The organism is Bradyrhizobium sp. 155 (assembly GCF_023101105.1).
Taxonomy (GTDB): domain Bacteria; phylum Pseudomonadota; class Alphaproteobacteria; order Rhizobiales; family Xanthobacteraceae; genus Bradyrhizobium; species Bradyrhizobium canariense_D.
Genome location: NZ_CP064704.1, coordinates 4,765,367 through 4,782,714 on the forward strand (window position 1 = coordinate 4,765,367; position 17,348 = coordinate 4,782,714).

General features: G+C 58.5%; 15 protein-coding genes. 3 read left to right on the top strand and 12 right to left on the bottom strand.

The features are described from left to right. Positions 1-19 precede the first annotated feature (19 nt). A complete protein-coding gene (locus IVA93_RS23335; protein ID WP_247369074.1) occupies positions 20-1,093 on the bottom strand; it encodes a glycosyltransferase family 2 protein in 1,074 nt (357 codons plus the stop codon). A gap of 140 nt (positions 1,094-1,233) precedes the next feature. Here IVA93_RS23335 and IVA93_RS23340 point away from each other — a divergent pair, with 140 nt between their 5' ends. Continuing rightward, complete coding sequence (locus IVA93_RS23340) at positions 1,234-2,025, top strand: FkbM family methyltransferase (RefSeq protein WP_247369072.1); 792 nt, start codon at positions 1,234-1,236, stop codon at positions 2,023-2,025. Beyond that, positions 2,022-3,293, top strand: coding sequence for a hypothetical protein (locus tag IVA93_RS23345; RefSeq protein ID WP_247369070.1), 1,272 nt, complete (start codon positions 2,022-2,024; stop codon positions 3,291-3,293). Before IVA93_RS23340 ends, IVA93_RS23345 begins: the two co-directional genes overlap by 4 nt. Positions 3,294-3,368: 75 nt before the next feature. On the opposite strand, the gene IVA93_RS23350 is transcribed toward IVA93_RS23345, so the two are convergent. Next, a complete protein-coding gene (locus tag IVA93_RS23350) occupies positions 3,369-4,346 on the bottom strand; it encodes a glycosyltransferase (RefSeq protein WP_247369066.1) in 978 nt (325 codons plus the stop codon). 195 nt (positions 4,347-4,541) lie between these two features. Between IVA93_RS23350 and IVA93_RS23355 the strand changes: the two genes are divergently transcribed. After that, entirely contained in the window at positions 4,542-6,143 is a 1,602-nt protein-coding gene (locus IVA93_RS23355; RefSeq protein ID WP_247369063.1) for a glycosyltransferase family 4 protein, read from the top strand. Here the strand turns inward: IVA93_RS23355 and IVA93_RS23360 are convergent. From IVA93_RS23360 to wecB, 10 genes are all read right to left on the bottom strand, one after another. Continuing rightward, positions 6,140-6,895, bottom strand: coding sequence for a class I SAM-dependent methyltransferase (locus IVA93_RS23360; RefSeq protein ID WP_247369060.1), 756 nt, complete (start codon positions 6,893-6,895; stop codon positions 6,140-6,142). The genes IVA93_RS23355 and IVA93_RS23360 overlap by 4 nt on opposite strands. Beyond that, on the bottom strand, positions 6,892-8,382 hold the full coding sequence (locus IVA93_RS23365; RefSeq protein WP_247369057.1) for a class I SAM-dependent methyltransferase: 1,491 nt from the start codon (positions 8,380-8,382) through the stop codon (positions 6,892-6,894). The genes IVA93_RS23360 and IVA93_RS23365 overlap by 4 nt, the downstream gene beginning before the upstream one ends. Further along, on the bottom strand, positions 8,379-9,575 hold the full coding sequence (locus tag IVA93_RS23370; protein ID WP_247369054.1) for a DegT/DnrJ/EryC1/StrS family aminotransferase: 1,197 nt from the start codon (positions 9,573-9,575) through the stop codon (positions 8,379-8,381). The genes IVA93_RS23365 and IVA93_RS23370 overlap by 4 nt, the downstream gene beginning before the upstream one ends. Next, a complete protein-coding gene (locus IVA93_RS23375) occupies positions 9,515-10,516 on the bottom strand; it encodes an NAD-dependent epimerase/dehydratase family protein (protein WP_247369052.1) in 1,002 nt (333 codons plus the stop codon). Before IVA93_RS23375 ends, IVA93_RS23370 begins: the two co-directional genes overlap by 61 nt. Further along, complete coding sequence (locus IVA93_RS23380; RefSeq protein ID WP_085358674.1) at positions 10,513-11,688, bottom strand: DegT/DnrJ/EryC1/StrS family aminotransferase; 1,176 nt, start codon at positions 11,686-11,688, stop codon at positions 10,513-10,515. Before IVA93_RS23380 ends, IVA93_RS23375 begins: the two co-directional genes overlap by 4 nt. 93 nt (positions 11,689-11,781) lie before the next feature. Further along, positions 11,782-12,300, bottom strand: coding sequence for an acyltransferase (locus IVA93_RS23385; RefSeq protein WP_247369050.1), 519 nt, complete (start codon positions 12,298-12,300; stop codon positions 11,782-11,784). A 34-nt stretch (positions 12,301-12,334) separates the two neighbouring features. Further along, a complete protein-coding gene (locus tag IVA93_RS23390) occupies positions 12,335-13,810 on the bottom strand; it encodes an oligosaccharide flippase family protein (protein ID WP_247485093.1) in 1,476 nt (491 codons plus the stop codon). 52 nt (positions 13,811-13,862) lie between these two features. Further along, positions 13,863-14,927 (bottom strand): Gfo/Idh/MocA family protein, encoded by a 1,065-nt coding sequence (locus IVA93_RS23395; protein WP_247369046.1) that lies wholly within the window; start codon positions 14,925-14,927, stop codon positions 13,863-13,865. Between the two features lie 39 nt (positions 14,928-14,966). After that, positions 14,967-16,229 carry a UDP-N-acetyl-D-mannosamine dehydrogenase gene (wecC, locus tag IVA93_RS23400; RefSeq protein ID WP_247369044.1) on the bottom strand — a complete coding sequence of 421 codons (1,263 nt, stop codon included), beginning with the start codon at positions 16,227-16,229 and terminating at the stop codon, positions 14,967-14,969. Then, positions 16,222-17,346 (bottom strand): non-hydrolyzing UDP-N-acetylglucosamine 2-epimerase, encoded by a 1,125-nt coding sequence (wecB, locus tag IVA93_RS23405; RefSeq protein ID WP_247369042.1) that lies wholly within the window; start codon positions 17,344-17,346, stop codon positions 16,222-16,224. The genes wecC and wecB overlap by 8 nt, the downstream gene beginning before the upstream one ends. Positions 17,347-17,348: the final 2 nt, after the last annotated feature.

A 17,348-nucleotide genomic window follows, 5' to 3' on the forward strand; every position in this document is an offset into this window, starting at 1 on the left:
GGAGGCGCCCCCGGCTTCGCTATTGGGCCATCCGCTCCTTCGGCCGGCCCATCTCACCCTTCAATCCCGCGACAAGTCCTTCGACCGCTGCGCGACTGTTGCTTGGCGCGCCCTGCAGCAAGAACCTGAATGCGTACATGAGCGAAACCGCAACTCTCAGAGGCAGCGACCACGGAAAATGCCGTCGCACGAAGCGAACGCAATTGCGGTGCTGGAGATAGACGGAGAGCACCGAAGCTCTGCCCGATCCCGTCGTCGTACCTCGCTTGTGAACGACGATCGAATCGGCCGCATAACCGAGCCCCAAGTGCCTTGCGCGAAGCCCCCAATCCATGTCCTCGTAAAACAGGAAATAGCTTTCATCCATGAGGCCGATCCGCTCGATGCACCAACGGGTCACGTACATCGATGCCCCCGAAGGGCTATCCATCGCGGATTCAACGGCGGCGATGTTGCAGGACACGTCGATAAGCTCTCCCAGGCCTATGGCAACGTCTCTCGCCGCCAGCCTCTGCCAGGAAAGCCCGCCGCGAAATCTCACGTGATCTGCGTCGAGGCTGTCCAGAATGGTGCTGCCCACCATCGCCTTTCGGCCGGACTGCGCCCGTTCGTGCAGCGCCGCCAGGGCAGACTCGGTCGGCTGAGTATCGGGATTCAGGATCCAGATGGCGCACCAGGTGGGTATCGCAGAGAGGGGACGCAACCACGCGTTAATCCCGCCGGCATAGCCCAAATTGTCGCAGGCGCACCCCACCCAGACATTTGACGATCTTCCGCGCATAGACAGGCGCTGAACGTTCGTAAACCGGCTGGTGTTGCCATCTAGGGCGATTCCGAACGATTGGCTCTGCCGGCAGGGCCCTCCTTCGCTGATCAGGGCGCTTACAAGGTGGTGATAGGCATCACGACCGCCATTCTCGCAAATGAAGATGTCGAAAGTGGGCGACGTGGTCGCACGCGACAATGCCAGCAGGCAATCAACGACGTCCTCCGAGTTCCCGTAACCGACGATGAGCACCGCGACCTCGGAAACGAGGCTCTCCGCCAGCCCATACGAAGCATCGGTTTCGCCAACCTTCAACGCGGTCGCCATGGGGAACTTTCGCTGCGCGATTTAATAAGTTGCCTACATTCCCTATATTTAAATGGTCGATATTGCAATCGGATTTATTTTGTTTAATCTGAACGATTAATAGCCGCTCCAAACTTGCGCTTGGGCAAGGTCCTGTCGTCATGAACTTGAAGCCTTTTGCCCGTTTCGCATATGCGAACATCCCCGGCGTTGCCGCGGCGCGATTCGCATTCAAGGACGCGGCGGCCTCTTACCTCGCAAAACCCGAGTACAGGGGCGCGAATTGGACCTCCAGCGCCAATGGCCTGATCGTCGACATCGGAGCCAATCGCGGACAAAGCATCCAGGCGTTCAAGAAGTTCAGGCCGCAATCGAGCATCGTGGCCTTCGAGCCCGAACCGCTCTCGGCCGAGCGGCTCAAACTCCGTTTCTCCGGAGATCGGTCCGTCTCGATCTTCCCCTGCGCTCTCGGAGCCAAGCCGGGCACCATTACGTTCTTCGTCCCCTCATACGGTCGGTGGGCTTGCGATGGCATGGCCGCGACCTCCCGGGAGGCGGCGACCGAGTGGCTGAACGATGGCGGCCGCATGTACCGTTTCGATCAGTCCAAGTTGACCGTGGAGGAACACAGGATCGAGTGCCGCACGCTCGATTCCTTTGCAATGTCGCCCTCCCTGATCAAGGTGCACGCTCAGGGCGCCGAGCTGGAGATCCTGCGAGGGTCGGAGCACACGCTGAGGCGGCACAAGCCGGCACTGATGTGCGCCTTCGCATCGGACGAGATCTCGGAATTCGTTTCCGACATCGGCTATCGGCCGTACGTCTTTCAGAATGGACGTTTCACGAGCGGACTGGCGCCGCGTTCGGTCACCTTCACTTGGTACTTGACTGACGACAACAGCCGCCGCGTTCAGATCGAAGCGGGATCACCGGGCAAGGCGGTTCTCTCATGAGCGTCACGGTTGCGGGCGGCGAATTCGGCCTGACAAGTACGGCTTTGCCGAAAGCCGCTGAGCGGTGCAGCAAGCTGCCGGCCTGGCTGCTGCTGATGGGGCTCATTCTGCCGGCGGCGCAAGTCCAGCTTTATCTCGCCGATGCGAAACTCACGGTCGGGCGGATCGGCATCCTGCTGCTCATAATACCTGCAGCGGCAAGACTGCTCAGGACCGGTCGTCACATCCTCGCCTCGGACTATCTTGCATGTACCGTCGCAGCCTGGATGTTCGCAGCCGCCACCTACACCAGCGGGTCGAGTGCGATCTCATCGACCGCCGCCGAGAGCCTCGAGTTTCTGGGCGGCTACATCGTCGCCCGCGGATTTTTCTTCGGGCCGGCGGCAATTCAAAGCTTCATTCAACCCTTCAAGATCGTGACTGCCTACATCGTCCTGCTGGCGCTTTTCGATAATCTTTCTGGCCGGCTCATTGTTCAGCAGGTGTTTTCTGCCGCCTTCGGCAGCAATGCGCCACTCTCGCCCGACTACAGGCTGTATTGGGTAAGAGCCGCCTCGACGTTCGACCACCCAATTCTGTTGGGCACCTATTGCACCGTCGCTTGCGCCATCCTGCTGTTTTCGGAGCAACGGGCATTGTCGAGGATGCTTTGGGCAGGTCTGTGCGTTTTCGGTTGCCTGCTGTCGTTGTCCTCCGCGCCCTTGTTGTCGTGTCTCCTCGTCCTGATGCTTTACCTCTATGATACGGCACTGAAGCAAACTTCTGGACGATGGCGCGCGCTGCAAGTGTGTCTGGCTACGATCGTTCTCGCGATCCTGGCCGTGGCCAATCACCCGCTAGGCTGGATCATCTCCCACCTCACCTTCGATCCGGTTTCGGGTTACTTTCGAATGCTGATCTGGGACGCAGCGACACAGAAGATCATGTATTCTCCCTTGACCGGATACGCATTCGCCCTGCTCAATCACGACATTCTCGATACCACGATCGACTCAGTGTGGCTGGTGTTCGCGCTACGGTTCGGACTTCCTATGATTTTCTTGCTCATCCTGACGAACATTGCGAGCATTCTACCGGTAAAAAAACGCTTCAAGGGCGTCATGGAGGATCCCAGCGCGTCGGGCCTGCGCATCGCATTCACCGTCGCGGTCGTCATGCTCATGTTTACCGGGCTGACGGTCCACTACTGGAACTACCTCTGGATCTTCTGGGGAGTATGCATCGGCATCAGGGCATCGCTGCGGGAGTCCGCGATGTATCCGGTCTAGCCCGATCCAGCGGTAGAACACGCCGTCGGGCGGAAACGCGGCTTGCAGCGTGGCAGCCCGTGAGCCTCGAGCCGATTACAGCATCTTCAGCCGCTCGATAGCAGGTCGCAGCAATTGCCACCCGCGCAATCCCAACTGCCGTTTGCTGGCGAGAAGCCACCAACGACGCGATCTCGTGACCGCCGGGTCCAGCTTTGCCGCTATCGCCGAAAGGCGCTCCGATAACCCAACGTCTCCGTCATTGAAGGCTCGGCTCGCACAACTGATCGTGTCGAGCGCCAGATGGCTTGTCAACCAGGACCTGAGATCGTCGACGTCCGGAAGCACGCCAGCGCAGCTATCCAGGAAATGCTCCAACGCCAGCTTGCGTTGAACGAAATCCTGCTCGGCCGAATATCCGCCTGACATGTTGGTTGAATGTCGCCGGTACACGGCCTGGATCGCATCGATGAAGCCGACGGGTCCATGCGCGGCGAACCGCAGCCACATCTCCATATCGCCGCTGTGCGTCAAATCCGGTAAGTATCCCCCCACCTTCTTCTGCAGGCTGGTTCGCACCACCACGCTTGGCGCCAGGACTATGTTTCTGGACCCCCCCATTTTGATGAAATCGCGGCCGGCCAGTATCTTCGTACCAGGTCCAAGTTCCGGTGGCAGCGGCACAACCTCCTCGCGCCCCTGACAAAGCGCGACTGCGCCTCCAAACGTGAGACCGACGGAGGGATTCTCATCCATCAGCCTCGCAGCCCTCTCGATCGCACCGGGCATCAGGTAATCGTCTGCGGAGAGCAGAATCATGTAGTCCGCAGCGGCCCAGGCGATCCCCTCGTTGAAGGTGGCGATGTGGCCGTGATTGACAGAATGCCTGCGAAACTCGACCCGAGCGTCTGCACGAACCAGTTCCTGCGCAACCTCGGCTGTATTGTCCGTCGAGGCATCATCAATAATCAGCAGCCGCAATTCGGGTTCGCACTGCCTCAATATGCTGTCGGCGCATTCTCTAAGGAAATGCCCATACTGATAACAGGGTATGATCGCATCAATGGAACTCACGGCGCATCCATTCCTGCCAAAGGCCTCCGGAACGCGCCTTCCATGATTTTTGAGCCCGCATCCCAATATTGGTTGCCGACAATCCAAACCGGCTGTTCATCAAATCACGAGGCGACATATGTGATCGTACATCCTAAAAATATGGCCGCAAGTATAATACCATCTGTTTAATTAGATTGTTATCAGCCGCAATATATGTTTAATATCAATTTGCAGGCTGTATATCGATATCAGCAAATCGAGACCGACGCATTTGAACTCATGACGGGTTTCAGCCAGAACGACTTTTCCTTGCGAGGGCGTGCGACGCTTTGGGCACAACGAAACTCCTGGCGGCTGCCGCGAAGCGTGCGACGTATCGGGAAGAAACTGTTCATTGGCGGCCGGTTGGCGTCCGGAGACGACGGTCTCGTTGACGACTGGTCGAAGCCGCTCATGCCATATGATGCCATGGTCGCGCCGCATGCCCCGGCGGCGCCCGCCTCTATTCCGACCAGCAGCGTGTCGAATCCGGACGACTTTCTCGTGTCGCCGGGAAGTGTCCATTGCCTCATCGTCACTCCGGTGCTCGACGCCGGCGGGCTGGATGAATTTGTCGCCTTTCTTGCGCGGCGCCTCCCCCATTTCGGGCTTCGTGTGACGGTTATGTGCGCACATTCATCGTCGGCGCCCGTCGGACAATTGTTCACGATCTTGCAGATTGAAGGCACGGCGGTTGTTGCCGCCTCGCCAGGCGACGCTTGTCTCTGGATGAAAGCGAACCGTCCTGACGTTATCAGCGCGCACGATCCGCCGGGTTGGCTCTTGCAGGCGGCCAAAGACGCCCGCGTTCCGGTCGTGGAGACGCTCCACGGCATTCCAACCCCCATAAGCACAAATTGGATGGAGGAGCGTCAGAGATCGGAACTCGTCACCTGCTTTGTCGCGGTAAGCGAGCTCGTGCGGCGTCAGTACCTGTCGGGCAATCCGACCTATTCCGATCGTGCGGTCATCACCATCCCCAATGCATTCAACCAGACACATCGCCCGTCGGTGAACCGGTCGAAGGCCCGGGCCTGGCTGGGCCTCAATGACGAGTTTCTCTTTCTCTCGCTCGGTCGTCACACGGTCCAGAAGAATGCATACGGCCTGGTGCGGGCATTCTCCGAAGTCGCAGAAGATGATCACAAGGTCCATCTGCTGATCGCCGGCCGCCTGGACGATGCTGTGTACACGCGTCAAGTCCGTACGCTTCGCGACAAGATGCCTTGCAAGGACCGGATCCACCTGCGGCATTCGTTTCCAGATCCATCCATCCTGCTGGCCGCCGCCGATTGCTTTGTTCTGAACTCATTTTTTGAGGGATGGTCATTGGCCTCCATGGAAGCGCTAAGCGCGGGATTACCTACAATCATGAGTGACGTCGGCGGCGCGCGTGAGCAGATCGGTCTGGACGGTAGCCGAGGCTTCGTTGTGGCGAACCCGGTTGGCGATCCCGAAAGCGCAAATTGGCATAGTTCGAGCCTTATGCGATTTCAGCCGCAGAAGAATATGGATGAACTCGTCTCCGCCATGAAGTCAGTCGTCGCCCATCGCGACTATTGGTCCGGGGTGCGCGAGCACCTGTCGGCAGATTCAAAAGGCCGCTTTGATCCCGTCATATGCTCCAAACGGCATGCCGAGGTCCTGCTTGGGGCGATTTCACGATCTATGCTCGAAGGTGAATTCGCGGATTGTCCCGCCGTAGTTGACGCGCCCGACGGCCAGGTGCGCCTCTTCGAGAATTGGAGCGGTCCGCCTGACGGCTATCGCTGCTAGCTGATCAGCCGGTTCTTCTTCCAGTTGATTTTCGGCTGCGCGGTCGATGCAGTGGTGAGCTCACCCGCCATAATATATTGCTTTGCCAGGTGATGGGTCAGGCCGCCGAAGGTAAGTCCGTCCAACATCTTCGATCGTCGACCTTCAATGCCCGTGACCAGACCATCCTTAACGACCAGGCTCGAATCGTTCAGAAGCCTGACGGCGGTGCCTTCGACAAAGAACTTCAAATGCGTGCGGTCAAGAATCCCCGAATCTGTGTATTCAAATCGACGCTGGAAGAGCAGCGGAAGCGTCACGCTCAGATGCGCGATGTTCGGAACAGAAACGATTACGCGCCCACCATCCATGAGAAGGCTTCTGGTGATGGCCTGAAGAGTTCGCGTTGGATCCGGAACATGTTCAAGGACATCAAGCAACAAGATCAGGTCAAACTTGCTACCGACTCCTGATATCAAATCGTCGATGTCTCCGATCATCGCGACATCGGCGTTCAGTATCAGGTCGGCTTCAAGTTCTTGATTGAGCTCGACTCCGAATGTCGTGGCGGCAGGGTAGATCGACTTGAGCCAAGCAAGAGTGAAGCCTGCGCCAGGTCCCACTTCGAGGATCCGGGAGGCGCGGCTGGGCAGCAACGACCGTATCTCGCGGCGAGAGCGGGTGTAGTAGCTTTGCGCAGTCGTGTCCTGCGCAGCACCAGCGCGTCCCTGCATGTCGTCAATCTGGTTTCTTCTGGCAGCCTCCAAGCTCATTGAACGACGCTCCTTCTGGAAACCTCCATTTGCTCCATGCCGTGATCCTTGCGAAGGAACGGCCTTAGCGATTCACGCCTGGTGGCGGTCGCAACAAGGTCGGGCGCAAGCACAGAAGACAGGAATTTCAACTTCAGACCGGCGCGATGCGGAGCGCGCCTCTCAACCTTCTCGATCGCTAGACCGGCTTGCGCACACCACCTCTGGATTTTCCTGGTCGTCGTGTCGTGGATTCCCACAGCATCGAAGCTTCCCCAGCGTCGAAAGACGCTGCTGGATTTCGCGCATTCCCAGGCGTACCGAAGAGAGGGGCGGTTTGGCGCGCAAATGATCACTCGCCCGTCCGGAGCCAGGAGATCGGCAAACAGCTTGAGGAGATGCGCCGGATCACGAATGAATTGCAAGACATCAACGAACAGCAGTCGGTCAAACCGCTCCGCTGCAATTTTTGATCTCGCCGTTATGACGTCCCCTAACACCACCTCAGCCCCAAGCTGGGCCAAGCCGCTACCCACAACGGGGTCGAGGGGAATAGTCACCACTCGGTTTCCTCTCTCCAGCAGTCGGCGTTCGTTTGCAGCCGAGCAGGACCCGATCGACAATACGGCCGCGCTTTGCGGTACAGCGGACAACACCTCGTCCCTGGCCGGCTCGTAGTAGTCTTTCGAGTACATGCCGTGCCAGAGCCTGGTCTCGGCGCTGAACAGCGGAACGGCATTGTTTCCCTCACGCGCGATCTGCATCAGGACGGATAGTTGTGCGTCCAATTGCCGGCGATCGACGCCGAGCCGGTTGATATATTTGTTCGGTAAATGGTGCGCCGAGAAATCGTCGATATGGGAAATTGGTATCAGCTTCCTGAAGCCACACTGGGTGAATGGATCGGTTGCAGCGGTGCAAGGCAGGTCGTACTTGCCTTCGTGAGGCCCGACCAAAAAGCCCCCGGACGCAATTGCTCTGGCAAGCTGCTGCCGGGTGAGCATATAGCTGGCAGCATGCTCGTTGGTAAAATGAGCAAGATGGTAATTTCCCCTGGTCTTGACCGCCGTACAATCCCAGTGGAAGGAACCGTGGGCCTGCGGATAATTCAATTCGCCGTTCGACGCTCTCTCGACGAGCATCCATCCGGCAACCTCGTCCTCATTCAACACTGAGGTCACGTCGAGAAACGCTCGAATATTTCTTTCAGTGATCAGGATATCGTCCTCGGAATAAATGAACAGATCATACTGATCAGCCCGCGCTGCAAACAACTCCTTGTGCGCGAAGGGAAGCGACCAGGGATTCTTGTTGGGAAGGCCAACGACACACTCGATGTCTGCAGCCGACTTCTTGTCGATGTTGGAGATGATGACGATATCCACGTCGAACGACATGGACCGGTATTCCTGGATCACTCGATCCAGGTAGGCATTATTGGCAGTCCCATAGCTCGCGATCACAACCAAAAGTCGCGATGCCTTTTGGTCGGCGATCCCCGGGATCATCGTTCCAACTCTGCCCGCACCGCAGCACTCACCCTCAAGGTCTCCTCGGCGCTCATCTGTGCATAGATGGGCAGCAAGATCGACCGATCCTGGGCGAGTTCGGATTGACGCAGATCCTGTGTCTGGACAAGGGCCGAATAAGGCTGCTCACGATGAGCGCACATGATACCGCGGCGGGTCGCGATGCCCTTATCGAGGAGATGTTGCATTACGATGCGCTGGTCGAGGCGGTCTGGAAGACGTACGCAATAGCTCTGCCAGTTGGATCTGGCCCACGCCGGTTCAGTCGGTAACCGCAACCCTTTTAGATTGCCGAGCTGTTCGGCATAATTGGCGGCGACGGCTCGCCGGCGCGCTATCAGTTCCGGGAGCCGCTCGAGCTGTTTGCGCCCAATCGCGGCCTGCATGTCCGTCATTCGGTAGTTGTAGCCCACAACGACGTATTCCTCGAAGATCACGGACGACGAATTGTGCCGCACCGTGTCGGGAACGCTCATGCCGTGCTGGCGCAGGAGCTTGAATTTGCGATCAAGCTCGGCATTCGCGGTGGTGAGCATTCCCCCCTCACCCGTCGTGATCACCTTTCGCGGATGGAAGGAGAAGCAGGCAATGTCGCCATGCGGCTTGCCGATCGACTCCCATTCCCCATTAATCCGGATCTGCGATCCGGCGGCACAGGCTGCGTCCTCGATCACCGCAATGCCGTGGCGGCGCGCCACGGCCACGAGTGCTGCCATATCACACGGCATGCCCATCTGATGGACCGCGATGATCGCGCGCGTGCGCTCGGTGATGGCTTCGGCCAGCCGGGCGCAATCCAAATTGTAGGTGTCCGGCTCGATATCGACAAAGATCGGGGTGGCGCCCTGATGTCGGATGACGTTCGCGGTCGCAATGAAGGAGTGGCTGACCGTGATCACCTCGTCGCCGGTGCCGATGTCCAGCGCCGCCAAGGCGAGCTGAAGCGCGGTCGTGCAATTCGAGACGGCACAGGCGTGCGGTGCGCCGACAAGTGCAGCGAACTCGCGCTCGAATGCGGCCACCTGCGGACCTTGCGATACCCAGCCCGACAGCACGACTGCGCGCGCCGCGTCAGCCTCTTCGTCCGCTAGCAGCGGCAAAGCGATCGGAATCACGATGCTGCCGCCTGCCGCTGGTGGTCCGAAGCAAGCTCGCGTTCGGATCGCCACCATTTCACGAGGTCGGCGAGCCCCTGCTCCAACGAAACCGTGGTGCGGAAACCCAGCAGACGCTCCGCCTTGCCCGTCGATGCCAGCCGTCGCGGCACCGGATTGACCGACCGCTCCGGCGCGAATTCGGGAGTCAGGCCGCGGCGTCCCATCACAGATGCAAGCGCCGTAGCCAGCTCTACCAGACTGGTCTCAGTGCCGCTCCCCACGTTGAAGACCTCGTCAGTGATCTTTGCCCTGGCTGCCAGGATATTGGCCCGCGCGATGTCGCGGACGTGGACGAAATCCATAGACTGACGGCCGTCACCAAAGATAATGGGAGGCAATCCGGCTTCGAGCCGCTCCATCCAGCGGATCAAGACCTCGGTGTACCGTCCGTGGATGTCCATCCGGCTGCCATAGACGTTGAAATACCGGAATGCCACGTAATCGAGGCCGCATACGTCGTTGAAGGCCCGCAGAAGCCCTTCGTTGAAGGCCTTGGCGGCTCCATAGAGGGTCCGGTTGTTGTACGGGTTCTGCCGCTCGGTTGTCGGAAATTCCTCGGCCATGCCATATACGGACGCCGAGGACGCCGCGATGACCTTCTCGATATCGTGCTTGATGCACAGCTCCAGGAGGTCGTAGGTGGCGTCCACCATGACCTCCTTGGCGAGGCGTGGCTCCGCCGCGCAATGAGTGATGCGAAGTGCGGCCTGGTGAAACACGATGTCAGCAGCCTTCACCAAGGCTTCCATCAGCTTGCGATCGCGAATGTCGCCATGAATCAGTCTCACCGGCCCACGCCCGAGCGCGCGCCGGAGATTTTCCGGCCGGCCTCTGACCATGTTGTCGAGGGCAACGATTTCGATGCAGCCCTCATCGCAGAGCAGATCAATGATGTGGGAGCCGATGAAACCTGCGCCGCCGGTGACCAGAACGCGTTTTCCCTTGAGATCAATCAAGACGCTCTCCTGTTGTGGGACCTTGTCACGAGACTCTCTGGATGCTCTGCTCGGTCGCTCGTCACTTCGCTGGGCCGCAGTGCCGCGCTCCTGAGCGTGGAGGCAACCTCGACCACCTGTTCCGGCAGCAACTCTGGATAAATGGGAAGAGAGAGGAAATCGTTCGCCAGCATCTCGGTGACGGGAAGATCACCGGCACGATAACCGAGTTCTGCATAGGCAGTCTGCAGATGCACCGGAACGGGATAGTGGATCCCGGCGCCGATGCCGGCTTCACGCAATAGCGTCAGCGCTTCGTCGCGCCACGGCAATCTGACCGCATAGACGTGATACACGTGACGGGCGTACGGGGGCGGCTGGGGACGCGGGCATGAAAGATCAGACAGCAGTGCATTGTATCGCTCAGCGAGCGAACGACGAGCTTCCGTCCAGCGCTCAATGTAGTTCAGCTTGACGTTCAGTATCGCGCTCTGAATTTCGTCCATGCGATAGTTGTATCCGGGAATGACGTGATTGTATTTCGTCTCCTGTCCCCAATCCCGCAGCAGTGACACGCGGCGTGCCAATTCAGGCCGATCGGTTACGACGGCCCCGCCCTCGCCAAAGGCTCCAAGATTCTTGCCGGGGTAAAAGCTGAAGCATCCCAGATCGCCAATCGAGCCCGCGCGACGTCCGCGGTATTCCGCGCCATGCGCCTGCGCGGCGTCCTCGATAACGACCAGACCGTGACGACGCGCGATCTCCATAATGGAGTCCATATCGGCCATCTGCCCGTGGAGATGAACCGGCAGGATCGCCTTCGTTCGCGGTGTTATCGCAGCCTCGATCGAACCGGGATGCATCGTCCATGTTACCGGGTCAACGTCGACAAACACCGGCCTGGCTCCACTGTAGAGGATCGCTGCGGTTGTCGCGACGAAGGTCATGGATACCGTGATGACTTCGTCACCGGTTCCGACGCCCGCCGCCAGCAAGGCAAGATGAAGTGCCGAGGTTCCGCTGTTCACCGCGCGGCAATGGGCGGTCCGGCAATATTCCGCGAAGCGACCCTCAAAGGCAGTGACCTCTGGGCCGAGCACAAAGTGCCCGCTGCCGACGACTCTCGCGACTGCGGCATCGATTTCCGGCTTGATTTGGCTATATTGGGCTTTCAGATCCAGGAAGGGTATCAAGATTCAAGTCCTCTATTGGACCAATATTATAATACATTTAACCCGCATTATTATATTTAATCAATCATTAAATCTTGCCGTTTATGGAGTAATTTAAAATGGTTTACGAAGCGCCTCTGCTGAGCCGCGATCGCCCAAGACCGCCGTTTCAGCCGCAGACAATACCCGAGCGGGCACTCCCGCGACGACAGCGCCAGGCGGAACGTCCCTCGTCACCACCGCACCCGCCCCTACGGAGGCCCCCTCTCCGATCGTCACTCCGCACAGAATGGTGGCGTTCGAGCCGATCGAAGCTCCCCTCCCGACATGAGTTCGCTGGAGCGTCCAGTCCGAAGTTTGCTGAAGACGACCATCGGCGGTTGTTGACCTCGGATATTTGTCGTTCGTGAACATCACACCATGGCCGACGAACACTTCGTCCTCGATCGTGACGCCCTCGCAGATGAAGCTGTGCGAAGATATCTTGCAACGCGCGCCTATCTTTGCTCCCGCCTGGACTTCGACGAAGGTTCCGATCCTGCTCTCGTCACCAACGATGCAACCATACAGGTTGACTAGATCGGGATGCAGGATGCGGACGTCGCGGCCAAGCTGGGTGTTCTCTATTGGCATGTCAGTTTTCCTATCTCTACAGCCAAGCAAGCTTTTACAGTACCGGGCGTGACGGGAGCAGCCTGGGCGCCATCTCGGCAAGACCTGCTGCCGCTTGACGAAGGTGCTGCAGCAGGGGATGCCCTGTCACGATCAGTCCCCAGAACCAGCAGAAGGCGGCGACCACCAACGCTGATATAAGCCCTACAATGAGGTTAAGAGTTCCCGCCTCGATTAACACCGCACAGGTGGCTGCGCCCGAGGCGGTCGCCATCGTGACGACACCGCTCTTCAGCAGGGCACGGAACAATTCGCCCGGCCGCAGCGCCAGATGCGGACTGAGATAGTATATCGCCACTGCTGCTTGGAATGGCAATGTCAGCACGGCGCACGCTGCGACTGCCTCCACGCCAAAAAAGGACGCACCCAGAAGGGCAAGGAGCGATGGCGGCAACGAGATGAAGGACGAGACAAGCGCGTCGCGCACGCGCCCAACTGCCACGAATACAGGATATGTCAGACACGCAGCGAACAGCGCCAGATTCGCAAGGCAAAGGATGCGCACTAACGGCACGACTTCCAGCCACGCTTCACCCAACCAGAGCAAAACGATCGGTCTTGCCATAATCGCTATGAACGTGAGGAATGGCCACTGCACGGCGGAAAGCAGTTGGACCGCGTCAAGATATACGCCCTTCAGGTCCGCCCCGGCTGTACGCCTCGTCACGATCGCCGGCATGATGATCGGGTTCAGCACCTGGGTGACGAGCCTGTCGAATACCTGGGTCAGGTTTATCGCCCGGCTATAGAGACCGACAGCCGCAAAATCGAGAATCTTCGCAAGAAAGAGCTGGGGTGCAAGGTTGTAGAAGATATTGATGGCGCTAACGCCGCTGGAAAAGAGACCGAACTCGAGGACGTCTCGGTATTCGGACAGCGAAGGACGTAACACACTGCAATCCCGATACGAGCTCAGCAGCATGGCCGTGAGAACCATGCTCCCTGCCACAACACCCCAAATCGGAGCCATGTAGCTGAAGTTCATTACCGCCAGTCCGATCGAAACCAGCGCGATGGTCGTGTTGCTTGCAAGATTGCAGATCGCGAGCGTCCCGAACTTCATGTCACGGCGAAACAAGGCGGCCACCGTTCCGGAGACCGGTAGAAGGAGAAGGTTTAGCGCAGAAACCTCAATACCTCGCCTTAGACTGTCCTGCCCAAAGAGTTGCGATATGACGTCGGCCGAGGCCAAAAGGATCAGCGCAACTGCCAGTGAGATCGCCCAGGTGATAGTGAACGCTGTGCGAATAGTCCCGCGCGATAGCTCACGTTTCTGAATCAGGTAATTCGCGCCCCCAAATTCCTGAAAAGCTGCCGCGATCACGGCGGTGAGCGCATTGACAACCGCGAAGACCCCGAACTCGCCCGGCGTCAGCAGACGCGAAAGCACTGCGGTCGAGACGAGGAACAGCACAAGACCCGCATAGCGGTCCACCGCAGAAAACAAGACTGAACGCTGTACTGAATTCATTGCGACTCCGTCGTGGGGCTCGGCGGGCGAACAGCCACGACCAAACCGCCAATTAAGCCGTGGCCCGAGCCCGCTCCAGTAGCTTTCCCGGCAACTGCCTGATCGCGACTGGTTTGCCCTGTTCGGCGATCGATCGCGAAGCCGCCTCAAGCACCTCGACCACTCGCAGCCCAGACATGCCGCTGGAAATCGGCTGTCCGCCAGTGCGCACGCAGTCGATAAAATGCTCGACCTCCGTTTGCAGTGCCTCCTTAGGCGAGATATGCGGAGCCCACATGTCGCCGGCGCGATATCCGATCCGAAATTGATGTGCACTCTCGGAAGGCCTATCGAGTGTAATTCCCTTATCATAGACTTTGATCTTTTCGGTCGGCTCGAGATCGTCGTAGACGATCATCTTCTTGCTACCACCAATGAACGTCTGGCGTACCTTGACAGGCGAGAGCCAGTTGACGCTGACGTGGGCCACACATGCGTTGGGGAAGAACAATGTGATGTGGGCCATGTTTTCCGGCGAGCCGGCAACATGGCACGAGCCCGTTGCCGAGACCGCGATCGGCTTCTCATCGAGGATATGGTTGATGATCGAGATGTCGTGCACCGCCAAATCCCAAATCACATTTACGTCCTTTTGAAACAGCCCGAGGCTCGAGCGTATGCTATCGTAATAGTAGATGTCCCCGAGCTCTCCCTTCAGCAACAGCTCACGGATCTTCTGAACCGCTGGCGTGTAGAGAAAGGTGTGATCGACCATCAGCGTCAACCCGCGCCGGTCCGCTTCGTCGATCAAGCGGGATACGAGCTCCGTGCTTGGCGCCAGGGGCTTCTCGACCAACACGTGCTTGCCAGCCCTCAACGCCTCAATTGCCAGCTCGTAATGTGTGTGCACCGGCGTAGCGATAGCGATTGCATCAATCGAGGTGTCCTTCAGCAGATCGTCATATCGAGGTGTGGTTGATACCCCCGGGTAAATTTGCCTTATGGCGCCGAGCCTGCCTGGATCAAGGTCGCTGACGCTGACAACGCGGGCGGCCGGATTGATCGAGAAATTGCGAACGAGATTGGGGCCCCAATAGCCGTATCCCACGACCCCGATTCCCAGCTGGCTATCTCGCATACTGACCTCGATCCATTCGGGGGGTTACGCCGCTATACGTTATGTCCGCGCCGGCATATCCTGCCATATGCCTCGCGTATCGATGACGTCGAGGTGCCGGCGCTCTGCTAACGGCACCATTTTGAATTCGTCATGATCGACGAGAAGAATCGCGATCTCGCAACTGCGCATGGCTTCCTCGATATTCACGAATGCGACACGATGATCGGCCAACTGAGGAGGCAGACGGCGCAGATTCGGCTCAACAACCTTGATCCGTTCACCGTATTTTGCCGCGAGATGCGTGGCTATCTCCATGGCCGGACTTCCACGCACGTCGTCGACATTGGCCTTGAAGGTCAGTCCACAACAAGCAACGTTCGCATAGGGATGATCGTCGATCAGCGCCTCTGTGCGCTCGATGATCTTCTGCGTTTTGGCGTTGTTCACTTCTCGGCTTGTTCGCATAACACGCGCGAGGTCCGGCGCTGAGTCGATGATGAACCAGGGGTCGACCGCAATACAATGCCCGCCCACTCCAGGTCCCGGCCGCAATACGTTTACGCGAGGGTGGCGGTTGGCGATATCGATCACTTCCCAGACGTTGATGTCGAACCTGTCGCAAATCAGCGAGAGTTCGTTGGCAAATGCTATGTTGGTATCGCGAAAGGCGTTTTCCGTCAGCTTGACCAGTTCGGCCGCGCGCGCTGTAGTACCGACGCAAGCGCCGCGAACGAACATTTTGTAGAAGCGCTGAGCACGCCGCGTGCAGGTTGGCGTAATCCCGCCGATGCACCTGTCATTGTTGATAAGCTCGGTCAGGATCCGTCCCGGCAGCACGCGTTCGGGACAGTATGCGACGTGAATCGCTCCATCTTCCTTGCCGTTGACGCCTATGTGCAACTCTGGCCTGCGTTCAACCATCCGCTTTGCGATGGCTTCTGTTGTCCCAATCGGCGATGTCGATTCAAGAATGACAAGATTGCCTGGCGCGAGAAGATCTACGATAGAGTCGACTGCGGCATTCACGCTTGACATGTCAGGACGGTTCTCGTGATCGATCGGTGTCGGCACTGCGATGATGAACACATCCGCCGGCTGCGGCTTTCTGGCCGTCGTAAGGGCACCACTCGACACGACCTTGGAAACAAGGCCATCCAGATCGGGCTCGGCGATGTGGATCCGGCCGGATGCAACGGTGTCGACGATACGTTCATTGGTATCGATACCGACCACCTGCAGCCCTCGGCTCGCAATCAGCGCCGCGGTCGGTAACCCGATATAACCAAGTCCAACGACATTGATCTTTTGGAATTCAGGCATCGAGGAGGACCTTCACGATCCGCTCGCTCGCGTGCCCGTCACCAAACGGATTGTGCGAACGCGCCATGGCTGCATAAGTCTCGTCGTCGTCGAGGAGGCGAAATGTCTCCGCAACGATCCTGTCGTAGTTCGCACCGACCAGGCGCGCGGTTCCCGCTTCTACTCCCTCGGGACGCTCAGTTGTCTCGCGCATCACCAGGACAGGCTTCCCGAAAGTGGGTGCCTCTTCCTGTACGCCGCCTGAATCTGTCAGGACCAAATATGACATCGAGAGCAGGCTCACAAAATCCGTATATTCCTGAGGGGAAATAAGGACGACCCGCGGATGGTCCGAGAACCGAGACGCAAATATGTCGCGGACATTCGGATTCGGATGCACGGGGAGCACCACGGCAACGTCCTCCCTGCGCAGGATGGTCTCCAACGCGTTAGCGATATTAACGACGCCACAGCCGAAGTTTTCCCTGCGATGGCAGGTCACCAAGATGATGCGCCGATTGCCGTGACGCTTCTTGATTCCGTCCCATCGGCACGACAGTCCCGGATCGGAGTCGACCATGGCTTTCGCAAGGATGAGAGCGTCCACCACTGTGTTTCCGGTAACGTGAATGCGGTCATCCGAGACATTTTCAGCGCGTAGCGCGCGCGCCGCGCGCTCTGTCGGCGCAAAATGTTGATCGGCGATCGAGCCGACGATCTTGCGGTTCACCTCCTCGGGCCAGGGCGCGAAGATGTCACCGCTGCGCAGCCCGGCCTCGATGTGCGAGACCGGTATACGGTGATAATAGGATGCCAGCGCACCCGTCATGGCAGTCGCCGTGTCGCCTTGGACAATAACCCTGGTGGGCTTCAACTTTTCGAGGAGTTCGCCGATTTGTCCGAGCAGTCGAGCGGTCAGATGATCGAGAGTCTGATTGGTCGTCATGACATTCAGATCAAAATCCGGGACCACTTTTGCCAGCTTGAGGACCTGATCAAGCAGTTGCCGATGCTGTGCAGTCGCACAGATCGTTACGGAGATGTCCTTGCGCTTCTCGGCCTTGAGCCGGTTGATGACCGGAAAGAGCTTGATTGCTTCCGGCCGGGTTCCAAGAAGGATGAGAAAATGCTTGCGCACGC

Bases quoted from the DNA above. Each gene is read 5' to 3' on its own strand.
- IVA93_RS23395 (WP_247369046.1), bottom strand. From the start codon at position 14,927: ATGCGAGATAGCCAGCTGGGAATCGGGGTCGTGGGATACGGCTATTGG.
- IVA93_RS23355 (WP_247369063.1), top strand. From the start codon at position 4,542: ATGTTTAATATCAATTTGCAGGCTGTATATCGATATCAGCAAATCGAG.
- wecC (WP_247369044.1), bottom strand. From the start codon at position 16,229: ATGCCTGAATTCCAAAAGATCAATGTCGTTGGACTTGGTTATATCGGG.
- IVA93_RS23370 (WP_247369054.1), bottom strand. From the start codon at position 9,575: ATGGTGGCGATCCGAACGCGAGCTTGCTTCGGACCACCAGCGGCAGGC.
- IVA93_RS23390 (WP_247485093.1), bottom strand. From the start codon at position 13,810: ATGAATTCAGTACAGCGTTCAGTCTTGTTTTCTGCGGTGGACCGCTAT.
- IVA93_RS23335 (WP_247369074.1), bottom strand. From the start codon at position 1,093: ATGGCGACCGCGTTGAAGGTTGGCGAAACCGATGCTTCGTATGGGCTG.
- IVA93_RS23385 (WP_247369050.1), bottom strand. From the start codon at position 12,300: ATGCCAATAGAGAACACCCAGCTTGGCCGCGACGTCCGCATCCTGCAT.
- IVA93_RS23360 (WP_247369060.1), bottom strand. From the start codon at position 6,895: ATGAGCTTGGAGGCTGCCAGAAGAAACCAGATTGACGACATGCAGGGA.
- IVA93_RS23365 (WP_247369057.1), bottom strand. From the start codon at position 8,382: ATGATCCCGGGGATCGCCGACCAAAAGGCATCGCGACTTTTGGTTGTG.
- IVA93_RS23345 (WP_247369070.1), top strand. From the start codon at position 2,022: ATGAGCGTCACGGTTGCGGGCGGCGAATTCGGCCTGACAAGTACGGCT.
- IVA93_RS23340 (WP_247369072.1), top strand. From the start codon at position 1,234: ATGAACTTGAAGCCTTTTGCCCGTTTCGCATATGCGAACATCCCCGGC.